General features: G+C 48.2%; 13 protein-coding genes. 1 reads left to right on the top strand and 12 read right to left on the bottom strand.

Translation table 11 applies throughout. The annotated features are described in order from the left end of the window. Nucleotides 1-59: 59 nt before the first annotated feature. Complete coding sequence (locus GGU45_RS17415) at nt 60-974, bottom strand: ClpXP adapter SpxH family protein (protein ID WP_435226885.1); 915 nt, start codon at nt 972-974, stop codon at nt 60-62. Between the two features lie 67 nt (nt 975-1,041). Here GGU45_RS17415 and GGU45_RS17420 point away from each other — a divergent pair, with 67 nt between their 5' ends. Continuing rightward, a complete protein-coding gene (locus GGU45_RS17420) occupies nt 1,042-1,353 on the top strand; it encodes a winged helix-turn-helix transcriptional regulator (RefSeq protein WP_435226886.1) in 312 nt (103 codons plus the stop codon). Between the two features lie 261 nt (nt 1,354-1,614). Here GGU45_RS17420 and GGU45_RS17425 read toward each other — a convergent pair whose 3' ends face one another. From GGU45_RS17425 to GGU45_RS17475, 11 genes are all read right to left on the bottom strand, one after another. Further along, the gene (locus GGU45_RS17425; protein WP_435226888.1) at nt 1,615-1,830 is read right to left on the bottom strand and encodes a hypothetical protein; all 216 of its coding nucleotides are present in this window, start codon (nt 1,828-1,830) and stop codon (nt 1,615-1,617) included. A gap of 355 nt (nt 1,831-2,185) precedes the next feature. Then, nucleotides 2,186-2,365, bottom strand: coding sequence for a hypothetical protein (locus tag GGU45_RS17430; protein ID WP_435226890.1), 180 nt, complete (start codon nt 2,363-2,365; stop codon nt 2,186-2,188). A 260-nt stretch (nt 2,366-2,625) separates the two neighbouring features. Beyond that, nucleotides 2,626-3,399: an SDR family NAD(P)-dependent oxidoreductase gene (locus GGU45_RS17435; RefSeq protein WP_435226891.1), complete on the bottom strand. Its 774-nt coding sequence runs from the start codon at nt 3,397-3,399 to the stop codon at nt 2,626-2,628. A gap of 24 nt (nt 3,400-3,423) precedes the next feature. Further along, complete coding sequence (locus tag GGU45_RS17440) at nt 3,424-4,590, bottom strand: mandelate racemase/muconate lactonizing enzyme family protein (protein ID WP_435226893.1); 1,167 nt, start codon at nt 4,588-4,590, stop codon at nt 3,424-3,426. Between the two features lie 54 nt (nt 4,591-4,644). Then, complete coding sequence (locus tag GGU45_RS17445) at nt 4,645-7,548, bottom strand: glycoside hydrolase family 2 protein (RefSeq protein WP_435226894.1); 2,904 nt, start codon at nt 7,546-7,548, stop codon at nt 4,645-4,647. Nucleotides 7,549-7,606: 58 nt separating this feature from the next. Then, nucleotides 7,607-10,507 (bottom strand): glycoside hydrolase family 2 TIM barrel-domain containing protein, encoded by a 2,901-nt coding sequence (locus GGU45_RS17450; protein WP_435226896.1) that lies wholly within the window; start codon nt 10,505-10,507, stop codon nt 7,607-7,609. 75 nt (nt 10,508-10,582) lie between these two features. Beyond that, a complete protein-coding gene (locus GGU45_RS17455) occupies nt 10,583-11,281 on the bottom strand; it encodes an RraA family protein (RefSeq protein ID WP_435226898.1) in 699 nt (232 codons plus the stop codon). A gap of 43 nt (nt 11,282-11,324) precedes the next feature. Further along, nucleotides 11,325-14,288, bottom strand: a complete 2,964-nt coding sequence (locus tag GGU45_RS17460; RefSeq protein ID WP_435226900.1) for a glycoside hydrolase family 2 protein — start codon at nt 14,286-14,288, stop codon at nt 11,325-11,327. Further along, nucleotides 14,288-15,421: a DUF4998 domain-containing protein gene (locus tag GGU45_RS17465; protein ID WP_435226902.1), complete on the bottom strand. Its 1,134-nt coding sequence runs from the start codon at nt 15,419-15,421 to the stop codon at nt 14,288-14,290. The genes GGU45_RS17460 and GGU45_RS17465 overlap by 1 nt, the downstream gene beginning before the upstream one ends. Nucleotides 15,422-15,453: 32 nt before the next feature. After that, nucleotides 15,454-16,662: a DUF5000 domain-containing lipoprotein gene (locus GGU45_RS17470; RefSeq protein WP_435226904.1), complete on the bottom strand. Its 1,209-nt coding sequence runs from the start codon at nt 16,660-16,662 to the stop codon at nt 15,454-15,456. 58 nt (nt 16,663-16,720) lie between these two features. Further along, nucleotides 16,721-18,631 (bottom strand): RagB/SusD family nutrient uptake outer membrane protein, encoded by a 1,911-nt coding sequence (locus tag GGU45_RS17475; RefSeq protein ID WP_435226906.1) that lies wholly within the window; start codon nt 18,629-18,631, stop codon nt 16,721-16,723. Between the last annotated feature and the right edge of the window lie 20 nt (nt 18,632-18,651).

An 18,651-nucleotide genomic window follows, 5' to 3' on the forward strand; every position in this document is an offset into this window, starting at 1 on the left:
AAAGGTTGCAGGAAGCTGCAGGGAGCTCAAAACCTTAGCGAACCTTTGCGGCCTTGCAGTTAAAGTATATTCATCCAGATAGCGCCGTTTTTGGTTGTTTGTTTTTCTACAGATCCTTTGGTAACCAGTTCATTTAACAAGGCCTCACTCTCCGCCCGCGGCGTACCCGAAAGTTCGGCAAACTCTTTTGCCGTCAGCGACCGGTATTTTGAAAAGAGTGATCCCTCATCCCTGCTGTAGTTACTTTTGATGGCAGCAGGATACAGCTTCAGCAATGCTGCTTCATAGGCCGCATACGGTTTTGTACCATAAACCATTTCTTTGTTGCCTGCCGGGTCTGTAAAGAACATGGTAGGAAATCCTCTTACCCCCCATGCGCGCGCCAGGTTCAGGTCTTCTTCAAAAAGCGATTTTGCGTTGCCGTCAAAATCAACCTTCAGCAACCCGGCATCCAGCCCGGCCTGTGTTGCAGCCTCTGCCAGATGCTCCCACCGGATAATGTTCTTTTTTTGTAAAAAAACCATTTCCCGGATGATTCTCAAAAACAACACCGCTTTTTCAGTGTTTTGCATTTGTGCCGCTTTAAACGCGATAGACGGCGGATAAGATGAGTGCAGCGGATCTTCCAGCCAAATATCCCCGTCAATGGGCATATCATAATAAACACTTACCTCATCCCAATGGTGGGCAACATCCGATGGTTTGCTAATGCCTCCGCTGTTGTAGCTCCAATCGGGCAACAGCCCCCCCATGCGGTATTCAAATTCCAGATTGCTGCCATATTCCAGTTTCAGTTTTCGGAGCTGTGGTTCAATACCCCAGCAGGAAGAGCAGATGGGATCAGTGAAATAAATCACCTTAACCGGTTTTTCTGATATCATAACAGGTACATCCTTTGCTGCCACCCCGGCGGGCATTTCACAAACGCCGGTAACGGGATTACATAAGAGCGGGTTATTTTGCTGTTGCATCATTGAGTTTCTTTTTATCTTTGTGCAAAGGTGTATCCTATTGCGCTGTTTTGCAATAGGTCAGAAATTTATGACTAACAGGAATTTGACACAGGAAGCGGAAACCTGCCCTGTACAAGGGCTTCTAAAGCTGCTGTCGGGCAAATGGAAGCCCGAGATTTTTCGCCTGGCCGCAAAAGCGCCTTTGCGATTTAGCGGTTTATTGCGTCAAATACAGGGTTCCAACAGGCAAACATTATCGCTTGCATTAAGAGAGCTGGAAGAAACAGGCTTGTTGAACAAAATAATCATAAAGCAAAAACCATTACACATCGAATACCATTTGACCGAAAAAGGAAGATCCCTGGTTCCTGTTTTTTTACAGCTGGAAAGCCTGTTATAAAAAATTTCTACCCCACCAAATGGTGTAAATAGCGTTTCATTATGAAGTATTTTTTCCTGAATTTTATACGCCATTGAACCGTACCGCTTTTTTTACAATTAATAGCAATTCGTACCCAGCTCTTTTCTGTAGAGGCCATGGAGGGTTATTTAGCTCAAATTCTTTTTTTCCTGTTTTTTGCGGATCTACCGATAGATCCCAAGGCTCATCCTTTATAAAAACGCTACTCACCTGGAGATCAACCAATGTTGATTTAGAAGATTATTTTAACAGCATCCGGCAACCGTGTACAACCGGAACAGCGCCTTCTCCACCAGGGGCCATGTTGGCCAGGTAGTTACCTCCCCTGGCCCGCATCTTTATCAGGTTGGTTATAATGGTTGATTCATCGTTGTAATGATCGTTGCTCTTAAAAGTTTCATGAGATCTGTAATTTAAAATTTGCAGCGACAGTACCAGGCAACCGGCAACCACCATTTACTTCCGGAAAAAGAACTCCATTTTACACCTTATTATTCTTTTCACGATCACCGAAAACAAAAAACATCCCCCAAAAACCACAAACAGCACACCACAGTAAAGATTCACCTTCGCTCCGGAAGCCGCCTCGCCAAGAATATAATAGAGTAACAATAACAGACCGACAATGAGAAAAAATAATCCGATCGCAAATTGCAAATCAAAAATCCGGTTCATAGTTATTTTCTTTAGAAAAAAACAATATTCAAAAACAGCGTGGCAATCAATACCGCCAAACCAAGCCAAGGCGGATTCTTATATCAGACTTTGGCGCTATCACGCTCCCGCGGCGTTAAGCTGTATACCAACCCTTTCAATTCTTGCTCAGATTAGCAGAAATGAACGCCAGGCTGGTAATCCAAAGTGGTATACTGCGATTGCTCATCAGAAAATCGTTACCCGTTTTTATTTTTCTTTTTAACAGGAACCCAATCCCGATGACCAATAAAAAATAGATCGCAATGATCAGGTAATCTATGAGTTCAAGCTTCATGTGTCTTTATTTTAGCCAATAAATCTGGTTTTGGATTGCTTGTTGTACGGCTTCTTACAGCATACGCCAGCCCCTTTCTGTATCGCATTTAAAAGTATGCGCCGGCAGCCCCTGTATCCCCGTATCTGTAATAAACAAACTTCCGCTTTACCGGTACCGGCACAGGTCCGCAGCGTCAAGACCGCTTTGTGCGGTGGTAATAAAAAGCTGTTGCATGCCCCGCCCGCCAAATGCTCCGTTCTTCGGGGCACGGGGTTGTTTCAATCGTCCTGTAGCAACGCGCTTCTGCCCCCATCAACCAGGTAGGTAGTGCCCGAGGCAAAAGCGGCGTAATCACTGGCAAGGAATACGCACCAGCCACCGATCTCATCAGTAGCACCCAGTCTTTTCACCGGGTGCAGGGCAACCGTACGTTCCCGTTCAGCCGCAGCATCCGCAAAAGCGTTAAACCACTCCTGGTTGCCAGGCGTATCAATAAACCCCGGTGCAATACCCACGGTACGTATCGCCGGCGCCCATTCTGTTGCCAGGCTGCGCACCAGGCCGGTGAGGGCCGTTTTTGCAAGGTTGTATGGAAAACATCCGGATATAGAGCCGAACGCATGATTGGAAGACATAATAATGATAACACCGCTTTTTTGCTCCAGGTATGGTTTGCATAGTTTTGCAAGGCGCCAATGTGCGGTCAGGTTCAGATCCAGGTTAAACTGCCAATCTTCTGATGTTGTTTTTTCCGCACCGGTAAATACATTTTGGCCGGCGTTAGACACCAGGATGTCGATACCCCCAAAAGCGCCTACCGTCTTTTTCACAAGCTGCTCCAGGTCTTCTTCCTTTGTTACATCACAAGGTATATAGATGGCTTCAGCGCCCAGCGATTCTAATTCTGCAACCAGCCCAAGATCCTCCGCTGTAGTTGCACAGCAGCTTACACGTGCGCCCGCGTGCGCCATCTGGCAGGCAATACCACGCCCGATCCCGCTTGTGGCTCCACTAACAAGAACGGTTTTCCCGCTTAAATCGATCTGAAACATACTATTCGGTTTCTTTCCTTAATGTTATATATAAAACCCTTCGCGCGGCTCGGTAATGCCGGGGTATTTTTCCATTTCTTCCTCCATCAGGTCTGCCCCCAGCCCGGGGCGTTCGCTTAGCTGCAGCATGCCATTGCTTACCATATCCTTTATGGGATGATCGATCACTGTATCGCGCCAGGGCACATCATTGAACATAAATTCCTGCCTGAAAAAATTTGGTACAGATGCGCATACATGTGCCGAAGCCAGCGTTGATAGCGGACCGTTCGGGTTGTGCGGGGCCAGCAACACGTTGTAGGCCTCCATCATCGTTGCCATCCGTTTCATTTCGCTTGGTCCTCCGCAGCGGGTGATGTCCGGCATCATAATATCGCATACATTTTTTTCCAGTACCGGCCGGATGCCATGTCTTGTGTAGTGCCGTTCTCCAACACAGATTGACACATTGGAAGGTATGCGCTCCCGCATGGCGCGCAGCGTATCGGCGCTTTCCGGGCCGGCGGGCTCTTCATACCATGTAATATCCAGCGTTGAAAGGCGTTGCGCCATTTTTACGGCAACCCGGTAGTTCAGCATTGCATGGGTCTCAATCATAATATCAAACCCGGGTCCCACAGCGTCCCGTACAGCCCTGCTGACTTCAAAAGCAAGGTCCTGTTGCTCGGCAGTAAGTGTGAGGTTGGACGCCAGGTCTTCCCCATACAAATAATTGGTATGCGCAAACGGATCAAACTTTAAACCGGTAAAACCGGCATCCTTTACGGCTTTTGCCTGGGCAGCATAGTCGGCAGCGTTATGACCACCACCCGTAAACCAATAGTTTGCGTAAAGCAATATCTCCTTTCTGAAAGCGCCACCCAGCAGCTCATAACAAGGAACGCCGAATACCTTGCCCTTCAGATCGAGCAATGCCATATCAATGCCGCTTATTGCGCACATGCTGGCGCCGTATGGACCCACCCAGTTGAGATCCCGGTACAGTTTGGTCCAGATAAAATCCGTTTTCATGGGGTCCAGGCCAATAATCCGCCGTCCAACATGTTTAGCTGCCTCATAAACAATCGGGCTGCCCGGCCAGTTGGTGGCCTCACCTACGCCTGTATGCCCGGTATCCGTGTAGATTTTTAATAAAGTCCAATTGTACTTCACCCCTTCCACCAGCCATACTTTTACATCTGTTATTTTCATTATACCCGCTAATTTTAAAATCAATAACAACCAGGCGCCCCGCGCCTTTGTTTACTATTTAAGTTTCAGATCCACCTGCCCTTTTACAATATCCCCCTTTTTTAATGGCCTCTCAAACAAAACCCGGTGCGCCTTAAAAAAGCCTTCGGAACCCAGGCCACAGTAATCGGCCACCAGCAACCGAACCCTGTTGCCATCGATCCAGCTGCGGACATGCTGCCGGCCATTGGCAATAACCTCCAGGGTATTTTTTTTATCGGTAAGTGCTGCGTACAGGATGTTCATCTTGGTGGAGCGAAAATCGTTGCTCCCCCATGCATTACGGTCATACATCCAATCCTTGTCCGGCCGGGACAGCGGACCGGCGACACCGCTTATTTTGTTGGCATTCGTTGCTTCCGCAGTTCCACTCAACCTGCCGATATGATTCTCCGGGTAGGCATTCCAAAGCCCGTTCCGTTTCCAAGACAAAGTAGTAAACCCGGAAGACAAATCAAAAACTATTCCCCACTGGCGCGGATTCAGGGGGCTTTTCAGCTCGTACTGATACTGTATTTGCAGGTTACCATCAGCTTTAAATGTATAGATACAATAGCCGCCCGCTTCCTGGTAGCCTTCTTTAACCGTTATAGAAAAGGACGCCTCACTCTCTTTAAAATCATATTGCTGAATAACCCTGTTGGTACACACGGGCGTAAAAGCGGGAAAATAATAGCGCCCGCCCAGCATTTGCACTCCATCACCGTCCTCATTTACGGGAAGCAGCATCAGGGCTGCCAGGCCATTGAGGACCATTTGTCCCTGGCGATATACCTGCAGGCTGTTATGCACCCGGTCTAACCGCACTTCAAAATCCTTCGTGCGTGCGGTAATGCCATTGCTGTTCTTTGCATATTGCCAACGCTGATCCGTGGCCCGGCGTGCCGGTGGCAATACGGCTGCAGAAGCGACATTGCCGAACCGGTATTCATCTGCCAGGACGCCCCGGGCATCGGTTACCTTTATGCTGAGCACGGCTCCCGCATCGGGTTGCTGACAGCGGATAGCCACAGCTCCGCTCTGACCGGGTTTGATATGAGCCTGCACAAGGCCCGACTGCTTTCCTACCTGCCATTGTATTTTGCATTCGTCGAGGTTGGTGAAGAAATGCCGGTTTTCGATCTGCAATGGAATCACCCCATCTTTCCAGTTGGCTGTCCGCAGGATCCGAACCGGGGAATACGCTTTTTTCATATGCCAGAACTCCGGTTTCTGCCTGCGCCAGCCATCAATGACGCCCCAGGTGCCATAGCCCACGGCTGTAGTATCGCCCAGTACAAAGGTATCATCGATCCCGCCCCAGATAGCCCCGCCCAGCACACCTTTTGCCTGGTACATCCGCTCCCACATCGCGGCAAAGCCGATTCCCCAGTCATCACGCACACCCGGGTCTGCCGCCAGCTCAAAACGGTTATAAGCATTAATATGCACATATTCATCAAACACGATGGGGCGAGGGGCATTTGCATATTTATCCGGCCCCGCAGGACCCGGATAGTGATAATTGCCAATTTCCAGTTCTCCGCCATCGGCATCGGGGTTCCATTGACTGAAATTGCGCGGCCGCGTAGGATCCATCCTTTTTACCAGTGCCGCCGTATGGCTGAAATATTCTTTATATTTCAGACTTTCATTACCAATTGACCAGATGATAACCGATGGCTGGGAGCGGAACTGATTGATCATATCCAGTGTTTGCGATTGCAGCACTGCCACAGAATCAGCCTCCGTTGGTTTGTAATCCCTGTGCGCCCAGCAAAACGGCGCCTCTGCTTCTACAAACATACCCAGGCTATCGCAGGCTGCCACAAACTCCTCGGGAGGTGGATAATGCGAGGTACGGATATAATTCACGTTCCCGTCTCTGAAAATTTTTACATCTTGCATCGCCTGCCCGGGCGAAAGCGACCGTCCGCGCAATGGCATGATCTGGTGCCAGCATACCCCCCTAAGCTTGATGGGGGCATTATTTACAAATACCTGGTTGCCCCTTATTTCTACCTGTCGAAACCCAATACGGCGCTGTACCGTTTCACTTTGTTTTCCGGCATCAAGCCTCATGCGCCAGGTGTACAAATGCGGGTGTTCCGGATCCCATTTCAAGGGCTTTACTACGACCACATCAAATTGCTTTTTTAAGGATGCCCCCGGGGCAATGTGTTCCCGGATCATTATCTTTTTAGAAAGTACCACCTTCCTTTCGGGATTTATCAGTTCAAAATAAAGTGCCGCTTCTTTTGCTATGAAAGCTGCTTCGTTCGTAAGCTCAATTTCTGTGTGCAGCGTGGCATTTTCATATGCCTTATCAAACATAGTAGCGGCATGGAATAGTGAAACATTGATTTCCGGGATGGCTATTATACGGATCTTCCTGGTGATGCCCCCCAAAGGATGTACTGCGTAGGCCGTAGCGCTTGCTGCAGCATCTGCAGGGCTCTCGTTTTTCACTTTCATTGCGATAACAGCGGGCTTGCCAGGGCGTATATAGTTTGTTATATCCAGCTCAAAGGGTGTAAAGCCCCCCAAATGATAACCGGCCTTTTGCCCATTGATAAAGATTTCGCATTCGCTGTATACCGCATCACACCTTAGTTTAAAGCGCTTCCCTTTCCAGCCTTCAGGTATGGTAAATTTTCGTATATATCCTGCAGGTTTATTTTTATCAACCTTAAATCCCTGCATTACCCATTCACCCGGCACCTCAATAGACTTCCATCCCTTACCGGCATCGCCTTCTTTCTCAAAGCCTGCAGCCGGAGCAGGGTTAAACGTCCAGGTTCCATTAAGATTGAGCACAAAACGCTCCAGACCTTTCACCTGCACCGGCATCATACTCCAGCGATTTATGGTAAAAGCGGTGTCGGCCGCAAAAAGTTTTGCAGCGGTAAAAAGTAGTATTATGCACCAGGACTTTTTCATTTCTTTTCTTTTATACAGCCTCTTATAAATTCTGTAAAATTGTGGCTGCTCTTTTTTGTTAAAACTCCAGTTCCACCCCGCCTTTCAGCGTTTGGCCTTTTATATTTATCCGGCCTTCCGTAAAAGGACTGCCATAAAAGGGTTCAGAACCGTTGTTACAATAATCAGCTATCAGCCATTGTATGGCACCGTCCTGTAACCAGCTGCGGGAGGTTTGTCTTCCCTTGCCCCAGGCTTTTATGCTGCGGCCCGCCTCGTTTCTCAACACGACCGTGTAGATATTCCTTTTGGAAGATCTAAAGTCATTGCTGCCCATTTCAGTGGCATCATCCTTCCATTCGTTTGCCGGCACTATGCCCCACTCCTCCACGCCTGTCGTAGATTTCGCGTTGAGCCGGGCGGTTCCCTTTAAACGAGCAATATCATTTTCGGGATACGCGGTAAATTCGCCCTTGCGCTGCCAGCTTAACTGGTCCATATCTTTGGGCAATTGCAGCAACATTCCATATTGGTAAGGCTGTTCCACACCGCCTTTGTACACCATTTCGTATTCCACCTTCAGCCGGTTCGCTAAAAAAGTATACGTAATCCCAGCATGGCTGCCGTCAGAAAAATTACTGTTCATCTTCACCCGTACACTGTCTGCCATTTTTTGCACAACAAGATTATTTGTAAAAGTAGTATACAGCGAATACCCTTTTAACGGGTAAATATCGTTTTGATAAGTTTCCCCTGCTACATTTGGCTTACCTCCATCCTCACTGTTGCGGGGAATCACTGCAAATACCGGCCCCCGGGATACCAGCGTGCGGCCGCCGTTTCTTATGCTCGTAATAATACCCGTGCTTTTACTGATCAGAAATTGAAGGCTATCGCGCGTGATGGCAATGGACGATTCATTTTCAGCTACCTCAAATTTATACGCAGCCAATGGCGGGTGTGTGGACCGTTTGTCTTCCCGTAAATCATACAACTCTTCATTTGCCAGGAAACCCCGTGGATCAGCAAACTGTACCCGTAGTTGCTGTGCTCCCTTTTTAACCGGAATTTTCAGGGTACCGTTTCCCCTTGCGGGTATCATCGATGCCAATGGCTGCGCCGCATCATCATCAAACAAAGCGGTTATTTTTATACCCTTTAAAGAAGTAAAGTCATACCGGTTTTCTATATGGAGCGTTATGAATCTCCCGGTTTTATTGTCCATGTCTATTCCGGTTACTTTTACGGGTGTATACGCCTTCTTCATTCCAAAATATTCCGGTTTCTGCCGGCGCCATGCGTCCAGCGGCCCCCAGGGGCCATAACCCACGATCCGGCCATCGGGCAAATGAAATACATCATCGATTCCGCTCCAGATAGCGCCGCCCAGGCATTTATCATGATAATACATGGAGTCATACATCCGGGCAAGCGGCGCCCCGTAAAAACCGCGTTGCCCCGGATCAGTCAGCAGTTCCCGCCGGTTGTAGGTAGCCAGGTGCGCATACTCTCCAAATAACACCGGACGGCTCATGGTATCTGTAGCGGCTCCGCCATTGAGGCCTGGATAATGATAATTGGCAATATCCGCCTTACTGCCATAATTATTGAACCCTCCCCAGCATTGATCATGCAACAACGTGGGACGCGTAGGATCCAGCTGCTTTACAGCTGCATTTACTTTTTCCCATAACGGGCTCCAGGCACTTTCATTACCCAATGACCATAAAATCACGGAAGGATGATTGCGGTGCGCCACCACTTTTTCGACATTGGCCTGCAGCATATATGGCAGAAACCGTTCATCCTGGTAATCCCATTTTTTCCAGATAGGTGAAGCGCCGTGTTGTATCCAGCAAAGCGAAGACTCATCTTCCACAAAAAGCCCAAGTGAATCACAGGCATTCAGAAACGCCTCAGTAGGCGGATAGTGCGAAGTGCGGATGAAATTGCAATTGGCATTGCGAAACAATACCGCATCCTTTACATCCAGCTCCGCATCAATACTCCGCCCCGTGAGGGGGTACACTGAATGCCGGTTAACACCATGCAGTTTGATGGGCTGCCCGTTTACATATACACGCGCTTCCTTTATTTCAACCTGCCGGAAACCGACTTTTTGTTTAACAACCTCAATGGTTCTGCCGTTTTGCTGCAATTCTGCCGTAAGCTCGTACAGGTAAGGCGACTCGGGGTTCCATTGATGCGGACCACGAATACGGAGTTCCTGTTTTGAGATTTGAGATTCAGCATTTGATAATTTCTTTTCTACAGACTGCCCTTCCTTATTACGAAGTGTATAAAGAACCGATACCGGAACGGCAGCGGACAAGCCCGCATTCACCGAAAGCACGCAATTTTTATACTTTTTATCGAAGCTGGTAGTCACAATCAGGTCCCGGATATGTACTTCTGGCACCGCCATAAGCACTACATTGCGAAGAATGCCGCCTACCGTATGTACTGCATACTGTGAGGTACAGGCCAGCCTGTCGCTGATGGTAAGCGCCTGTACAGCTACCTGTAATATATTGCCCGTTTGCTGCAGCGCCTCTGTAATATCTGTCTCAAAGGGCACAAAGCTGCCTTCGTGCTCTGCCAGCTTTTTTCCGTTCACGAGCACCGCGGCATGGGAACTAACTCCTTCAAACCGCAGCATGATCCGTTTTCCTCTCCAATCTTCCGGAATATTGAGGGGCCGGGTATACAACGCTGTTTCCCCTTCGTTAACAGTAAATCCCTGCATTCCCCATTCACCGGGCACATTGATCGCGGCCTTCCCGGGCCGGCCCTCCACACTAAAATCCCAAGCACCGTTCAAAAGCATCACCGGTTGTGCAACACCCTCCACCAGGAAGGGTTTGGCAGTAACCGCCCGCTGCGCCATGGCAACACCCGTTGCCAACAATAAAACCCCAAAAACCGGAATGTACATCCACCGGGAAAGTGGCTGTAAAGACAAAAAGATATTTTTTTTCATTATTTAAATCAGCAGCTATGCTTTTATAACCTTGTTAATCCGGAGTACCGCCTGTTCGCTTTTCAATTGATCCTGCTACATAATTCCATACGTTTCAAAGGCCTCTTTGGCGCTCATGCCATCCTGTATTTTCTTTTGAACTATTTTCTCACCACGAGCTTTCTCTATAGCCCCGGTAAATACCTCTTCTTCAATTTCTGCCGGCACCACACAAACTCCGTCACTGTCGCCAATTATAATGTCACCCGGGTTCACCTTTACTCCTTTTATCTCCAGCGGCACGCGAAAATCAATCACCTTACCCCGGGGTGCCTGATCCTGTGCATAACGGCCATAAGAGAAGGTTGGAAAGTCCAACTCCAATATGCCATTGGTATCTCTTGAATAGCCATCCACCACAGCCCCCACTGCACCGAGCTTCATCGCACGGGTACTCATCAGCTCACCCCATAACGCATAGGAGGGCGATGAGCCTGAGCAAACATAGACCTCATTGGGCCTAAGATCATCCAGCGCTTCCAGCATCAGGCCGAATGGTTTTTTTAGTACCGGGTTACGGTTTCCTTCCTCGCCAAATACATCCGCTTCCAACACCGTCATTGCACGGCCAACCACAAACATATCCTGCCGGAGGGGTTTTATCTGCGGCGGCAGGAACTGGTGAAGATATCCCAGCTTATCCATAATATCGCCCACCACAGCCGTATACAATTCCTTTTTAACTATATGAAAAAGTTCTTCTTCCGTTTGCCAAAGAATATTTGTTGTTTGCATGCTCAAGATTTAAAGTTTTTATCAGCCTTTTATTTACTATACGCTATTTTAATTGCAAAAAAGTGTTTCCTGCTATTTTTTCCCCCTTATTCCGGATCCCCTGGTAGTTGCCCCAACTCAGGGTCCAGTAATCCCATTTATCGCTGATCAGCAATTGCTGGCTGCCATCTGTTTGAACAGTCATTTTAGCGGCCTGGGTGCCATCGCTCCGTACCTGGATCGTACCGGCTTTGCCGGATACAGCATAATGGTAAAAATTTTCTTTCTTTGCCCGGTATATTTCCGTGGCCGGCATGGGCACCAGGTGTAACGCATCCGTTCCCCGCGTCAGTACAAAAGCCTGCATAGCCCGGGTGGTGGCAAATTGCGGCTTAACGCCATATTGTTCGATGCCATCTCCTGTTTTTGAAGCACTGCCTTCAATGGCGGACAGATGTTCCTTCGGATAAGTGGTCCAGTACCCTTTACGGCGCCAGCTGATCTTATCCAGCGATGAAGACACCGGAAGTCCTATACCCACATCCCAGGTATAAGGCGGAACACCTTCGATGATATAGCTCAGCTCCATCCGTCCATCTGCGTACAGGACAGTGGTCATCTCTGCCGGGAAACTATCCACCATCCCCTGGCTATGAAGAACAAATTGATCCGGCGCTTTCTGGTCAAAACTGAAGGTGCTGATCTTATACTGCCCCGAGAAAACAGCCTCTGTATTTTTTAAAACCCCGGCGTCTTTGGGGCGGTTGATCACCGGACCAGGGTTCCCTGTAATCAGCATACCGGCGCCCGTTCCGGCCTCTTCAATTTCTCCCGTTTTACTATTGATCATCACCCGGGCATTGCCGCTCTTTAAAAGGATCCTGCCGGGTCCTTTTTCTACCTCCCATACAGCCGTATGCTTTTTAAAATCTTCCGCGGGGCGGACTTTCAAAACGATCCGTTCTTCATCAATCAGCCCGCCATCTTTCCCTTTGAACCGGATCAGAACAAATGCATCAGCTGGGCTGACAGGTACCGTAACCGTGGCTTTCTGATGGGGCGGCACATCGGGTAAAATCAGAGGAACTGTCCTGCTTCCCCGGGTAACCGTTGCCGCAACCGCTTTTAAGGAAGTATGATCGAAACGGTTGTGCACAGGTATAGAAAGCTTATTGCCATTGATCGTATAGTTTCCCACGTCAAGCCGAACGGGTGAATAGGCTTTTTTGGCATTCCAGAACTCCGCTTTTTTTCTGCGCCATACATCTACGATACCCCAGGGACCATAGCCTACCATTGTATCCTTCATCATAAATGTTTCATCAATCATGCCCCATATCGCCCCGCCCAGGTAGCCTTTTACATCAAAACGATACATCCACATAGAATCCAGGCTTTTTCCCCAGGCATCTTTCGCGTTGGGATCATAGGTTGTAAGGCTGGTATTGTAGCAGGACACGTGTGCCCATTCATCGCCGATAATGGGGTATTCAGCCTGCATATTTTTTTCATATTTGCCCAGATCACTCCCCGCCCCGTTCCACCGGGGATAATGCGATACCAGGATATCAAAACAACGTTTATTTTGATTTAATGCATTTGTGGGGAACGACCATGATACCGGCCGGCCGGGATCCACCATTTTTACGAATTCATATTCTTTCTGAAAATTGGATCCGTAGTTGCTCTCATTCCCGATAGACCACATGATTACCGCAGCATGATTCCGATCCCGGTCGATCATCTCGCTTAGCTGACCCAGGTAGCGGCCGGTATATTCCGGATTATTCTCGGTCTGATATTTCAGATACCGCTCCGTTCTCCATCCCAGGGCAAAACATACGGCGGTTTCCTCCTGTACATAGAGCCCATACCGGTCACAAAACTCCAGGAAATCCTCCGAAGGCGGATAATGCGATGTGCGGATAAAATTCATATTGGCCTCTTTTGCGAGCAATACATCAATGCTATCCTGCTCCCTGTTGGTGCTACGTCCCAGCAACGGATGCATATCATGCCGGCAGGCGCCCCGGAGTTTCACCGTTTTACCGTTGATCAGCAGCTCATGGTCCGTATTGATTTCGATGTTACGAAAACCAATTTTCTGCAAGATGGTTTGCTGCACTACACCGTCCTGGATAACGCGCAATGTCAGTGTATACCTATAGGGCGTTTCAGCCGTCCATGTTCTGACTCCGGGGAAACCGGTACTATCGGTCCAGCAATTACCCGATGGCGTTAATACCCGCATTGTTCCCCGGATCGTTTTACCGGAAGCATCGGCCAGCTCATATTCCAGCTTTGCATTTCCCGGCTTAAGCAACCGGGCCTCAATGTTTAACGTACCCGCTGTATAATTATTGGCAAGCCCGGCATTTACATATAAATATTGTACGGGGTTATCCGGGAGGATCAAATATTGCACCTTACGTGTAATACCGCCAACAGGATGACCCGCATAGCCCGAAGCGTAGGAAATATCATCGGCCCTGTCGGTAATACTAATATGCAGCCAGTTGTCCTGTCCTGGTTTAACAAACGCCGTAACATCGGCATCCCAGGCAGTGAAGCCGCCAAAATGCCGGCGCACAAAGTGTCCGTTGAAAAACACGTTGGCATGATTATAAACACCGTTAAAACGAATAAGATGACGCCGGCCTTTTGTACCTTTTGGAACGGCAACCCTTTTACGATATACAAAAGCCGTATCGTGCACTATTTTAAACCCCTGCATCATCGCTTCACCAGGCACTTTTATAATTTTCCAGTCTGCAGATGCAGCTCTGTCGTTAAAAAAACGGGAAGAAGGATTGAGATTGATTTCCCAGTTTCCGTCTAACGAGCGCACCGGATCGGGCGCGCCCACAACAGCCGCGGGCCGGGGAAACAAGTGCAGTCGCCCATCGGCCATGTATGATTGGGCCGCCGTGGCAGCCGCCAGGAGCAGGTTTAAAACAACTAACCAATTTTTCAGCCTGATGTGCAGTCCATTGGATCTGCCCGGGTGTGTATTCTCGTGTATTCTCATTAAAACATATTCAATTCTGCAATACCCAGCCATGGCTGGCCGCTATAATTGGTCAAAAATGTAACCTTAACATAACGAACAGCAGCCGTGGGTTGTTTCAACACTATTTTCTGATAAGCGGTATTGCTATTACCTACAACAAAGGTTCCCGCAGCCGCCCAGGTTGTACCATCTGTGCTCACTTCTATTTTTCCGTCTTTGGGGGTACCGGCGCCTCCGCCTCCCTGCCTGGGAAAAATCAGCAGGCCGCTGATCACGTTTGACGTTCCCATATCAACAGACACCCAATGCGGGTAAACCGGTTGTGCAGCATCCCATTGCGAATGCCAGAATGTAGCCGGATCACCATCAAATGCAAATACAGCGCGGCCATTATTGACACCTTCCCCGGTAGCTTCCTGATCGGAAAACCCGGTAACAATCCAGTTAGTTCGGTCAAAAGGAGCCAGAATTTTAAGGGTATCTGCTTTTAAAACGGTAAAGGTATCTATTGAAGCGGGTTCAGGAAGATACCTGGAACGCACACCGATACTGGCTCCCGGTTTAAAATCCGGGATCGTATCCTTGTGGGCTTTATTGTCCACTGTCCAAAATATCTTCTGCGATCCGTTAATGGCTGTGTACGCCACCGATGTTGCAACCAAAGTCGGGTTCGCTTCTATCCAGTCTATAACCAGCCCTGCCGCGGTGTTAAATTCCGCTGATTTTATGCCCCGGTTGATAATGCCTGTTTGATAGTTATTACCATAAATATTACCGCTGACACTGACTAATACGGAAGGATTTCCCTTTACATCAAAAGTCCTGATGCCAAAGCTGGTATTCCCTTCAGGCAAATTGCCGATGATCTGGCGCACCGTATCTACCCCGGCAGAACGTATGATCCCTTTTTCCAGGGAATCGAGCCCTCCGTTCCAATAAATACGATATTTAACAATTTTAGGATCAGACGTAAAGAGCCCCGTAATCATTACCCTGCCATTACCGGGTAGTACTTTTGCTGAATCGAGGATGCCGGGGTACGATATCTCCTTTCCTTTTTGAAATACATCTTTGTAGGCATCCATTTTTTCACAGGAGATCACCAGTGCAAGAAAAACGGTCAGGTATATGATCAGTTTCATTTTTTTCATGTGTAATTTTTAAATGCTGATTATTGCAATGATTATTTACTCCCGTACACATCTATCTGAGAAATCCACATATTGGTAAGACCCTGCCAGTTTCGGACACTGCGGATGCGAAGGTATTGGATGGGCTGCATACCGGGTTCAAACTCTACCTCCCACCCCCCAAGGGCATAAGCAAGATCCTCCGGCGAGGATGGCTGACCATAAGCAAGTCCAGATGGGCGAATAATGGATTTGGCGGCGAGCTTAACCCATGAAGCGTCATAGCTGCCATCTAAGTTAGGGCTGGCGGATCCCCATATTTCAAAATCACGCAGGTTCCCCTGTTCATAATACCGGTTGTTATTCTCGGATCTGGGAAAAAACACTACACGGCTCAGCACTTTTTGCTGTCCCATATTCCAGGTAATCGTTTGCGGGGTTATATCACTGGGGTTGGTATATAACCGTGGCCACACCGCATTTAAATTGTAGTTATTATCCCACATAAGTCTTACCCGCACGCCTTCGGCAGGATAAGCCATGGCGGCATCTCCGGGCAAGGGAAACTCCGAAAATTTAGATTTATCGATTCTTATCTCACTCATTGGCGTCAGCTCTTTAAACAGTGTGTCGCTTTTGTTACCAAAGCGATCGGTAACACAAAAAGCAAATTTTGTGGGCTTATCCTGCAACCCCCGTATCGTTTGATTGACCTTGTCGGTTTCGGTATAAATCTTGTCCAGGCTGCTATAATTTCCATTCCCCAGCGTGTCGATCATGGGCACAATCACAATTGGCTGGCGCGCTGTATTTTCAGCTTTAATATTTGGACCGCCAAAACCTGCCACCACCACCAGGCTCTGAAATGCCAGGTTTACCGGTGATTCCAGGGGCGCTACGCTAACGCTTATGGGGTCAGACTCCACCTGGCTTTTTGTTACTGCAAATAGTTTTACCTCATAATTCCCGGCCTTTCCAAAACCATCTACCACCATCGAGTTATTGTAGTAGGAAGATACTACTTCCCGCTTTACTCCCGGTCTTATTTCATAAACGGCTTTTACATACAGCAGGTCTTCCGCTGGTGGCAAGGTGTAGGTAAGCGTGGATTCACCATTGGCATTTTTTACAGCAACGTTGGACACCTCACCGGGCTTCGCATTACTCTTTTCAACAGGCGTATTTATTGTTTGCTTTTTACAGGACAGGCCTCCGGTAAAAACCAACAGGGCTATTATTATTATTTTATATTTCAACTGCATATCGCGATATATTATATAAGATTATTTAAAATAAAAGACGTTGCTGATATACACAACATTACCAACCGGGGTTTTGTACCAGGTTTTCGTTAACCAGCAAATTCGTCTCCCTTATAGGCCACAGGTAATCTCTTGGCGAAACAAAGCGTTGCGACCAATAGGTATTGAGCCTGTAGTACAACGCCGGATCGCTTTGGTTCCCATCCCACCCCTGTACATTGCCGTTCAGTTCTACCGCTGCCGTTTTCCAACGCCGCAGATCCCAAAAACGGCTCCCCTCAAAGCAGAGTTCGATGGAGCGCTCCTGCCGGATGATATTGCGCATTCCTTCTTTTGTGGTGTACTTGGATGGATTATTCGAATACGCATCCCAGCTTTCCCGAACGGCTTTGAGCCCGGCTCTGCTACGAATGCGGTTGAGGTAAGTATGCACGTCTTCTACCGGTCCATCCGCTTCATTGAGCGCCTCGGCATATAGCAAATACAAGTCGGCAAGCCGTATTACCGGCCATGGATACTGTTGTACGGTAGTACCATTGCCGGCCGACCACACAAACTTGAGGTTGGTTAGTTTTTTGGCAAACAGCCCGGTAACGGGTAAGGGCGTACCGGTGCTTCTCCCTCCCGCCCGTGTTTCAAGACGCAGCGTTGTTTGATCGCCCAGCATATCCAGCTGATACCAAAGACCTCCATCAAACCCCAAAGAAGCATAATACCTGTTTTCCCGGTCGAAATTAATACGGGCAGTAGTATAGTTTTGCGTAACATTATACTTTTCCGCGGCAGTGCCTACCCGCAACATCGTGGGATTACTGAAATCCAGGGTCTTATCTTCATTAACGGGCACGCCGTTGGCTGTATAAAAGAGCTGCGTCATCTTGTAAGTAGCTCCCTGGTCGGCGATAGCGCTGGTGGTACCTCCATAGTTCAGATTAAAATGACCTGCGGTGATGCGCTGCAATGTGGCAGTTCCATTAACAGATGCGCCCCAGATCAGTTCATTGTTCCAGTTCTCATCGGTAACGGCCATCCGTATACTAAGCTGTGTTTTTGTTGTATCCGATAACGGAAAGCTGGCGCCCGGAAAAATATAAAGCGATACACCGTTTTGCTCACAGGCATCAATGGCTTCCTTACAGGCTGTGGCTGCGCGTTTCCATTTTCCGGCATCATACACCGTGCTTACCAGCAGCTGATTGTCTTTATTCTTAAAATTGACATAATCACTATTTCCGTTAAACAACGGACTGGCCGCTAATACCAGCAATTTAGCCTTCAGACTCAAGGCTGCTAACCGGGTAGCACGCCCCAGCTCATCTACCCTGTTTTGAATCACATTGGGCAACCTGGCAGCGGCAGAATCATATTGATCTGCAATATAGTTCACCACTTCATCTACCGGATTCCTTTTAATTCTAAACGCTTCAGCCGGCGCATCCACCGGGATATTGATGTCGGTTATGGGTATGGGGCCATAAGCCCGCAGCAATAAAAAATGATAATACGCTTTCAAAAACATCGCTTCCCCAATCCAGCGGCTGCGCTCATCCAATCCCATATCCGGCGCTTTGCTGAGGTCCCGCATATTTTCGATAAAAACATTGCAATCCCGTATGCCCCGGAACATCGAAGACATTCCGCTTCCGTCCCAGTAATTAAAATAGGGATTTACCACGTTTTGATTACCGCGCGGCAGGTTAACAGCATAATCATTATACCTGCTGCTTAAAGGTGCCGTCATTTCATCCCCACCTAAAAACCCGGGGTTGGAGACTGTGGAAGCATCATTCGGCAAATAGGAATAACAGGTAAATAAATATTTTTCCGCCTCCTGCCTTAACGTAAACGCATTATCGATCTTGGCCAGGTTGTCCGGCACAATATCTAAAAACTTTTTACAGGAAGCAATCGCCGTTACCCCCATAACAACGAAACAAAGTCTTGTCATTGATTTTATATAGAAATTCATTGTTTTTAATTTAATGTCGA

It is taken from the genome of Niabella hirudinis, from assembly GCF_051201075.1.
Classification (GTDB): domain Bacteria; phylum Bacteroidota; class Bacteroidia; order Chitinophagales; family Chitinophagaceae; genus Niabella; species Niabella hirudinis.

What these genes read in the sequence shown, in the direction of transcription:
- GGU45_RS17415 (WP_435226885.1), bottom strand. Translation starts at nt 974, where the DNA reads ATGATGCAACAGCAAAATAACCCGCTCTTATGTAATCCCGTTACCGGC.
- GGU45_RS17420 (WP_435226886.1), top strand. Translation starts at nt 1,042, where the DNA reads ATGACTAACAGGAATTTGACACAGGAAGCGGAAACCTGCCCTGTACAA.
- GGU45_RS17425 (WP_435226888.1), bottom strand. Translation starts at nt 1,830, where the DNA reads ATGGTGGTTGCCGGTTGCCTGGTACTGTCGCTGCAAATTTTAAATTAC.
- GGU45_RS17430 (WP_435226890.1), bottom strand. Translation starts at nt 2,365, where the DNA reads ATGAAGCTTGAACTCATAGATTACCTGATCATTGCGATCTATTTTTTA.
- GGU45_RS17435 (WP_435226891.1), bottom strand. Translation starts at nt 3,399, where the DNA reads ATGTTTCAGATCGATTTAAGCGGGAAAACCGTTCTTGTTAGTGGAGCC.
- GGU45_RS17440 (WP_435226893.1), bottom strand. Translation starts at nt 4,590, where the DNA reads ATGAAAATAACAGATGTAAAAGTATGGCTGGTGGAAGGGGTGAAGTAC.
- GGU45_RS17445 (WP_435226894.1), bottom strand. Translation starts at nt 7,548, where the DNA reads ATGAAAAAGTCCTGGTGCATAATACTACTTTTTACCGCTGCAAAACTT.
- GGU45_RS17450 (WP_435226896.1), bottom strand. Translation starts at nt 10,507, where the DNA reads ATGAAAAAAAATATCTTTTTGTCTTTACAGCCACTTTCCCGGTGGATG.
- GGU45_RS17455 (WP_435226898.1), bottom strand. Translation starts at nt 11,281, where the DNA reads ATGCAAACAACAAATATTCTTTGGCAAACGGAAGAAGAACTTTTTCAT.
- GGU45_RS17460 (WP_435226900.1), bottom strand. Translation starts at nt 14,288, where the DNA reads ATGAGAATACACGAGAATACACACCCGGGCAGATCCAATGGACTGCAC.
- GGU45_RS17465 (WP_435226902.1), bottom strand. Translation starts at nt 15,421, where the DNA reads ATGAAAAAAATGAAACTGATCATATACCTGACCGTTTTTCTTGCACTG.
- GGU45_RS17470 (WP_435226904.1), bottom strand. Translation starts at nt 16,662, where the DNA reads ATGCAGTTGAAATATAAAATAATAATAATAGCCCTGTTGGTTTTTACC.
- GGU45_RS17475 (WP_435226906.1), bottom strand. Translation starts at nt 18,631, where the DNA reads ATGAATTTCTATATAAAATCAATGACAAGACTTTGTTTCGTTGTTATG.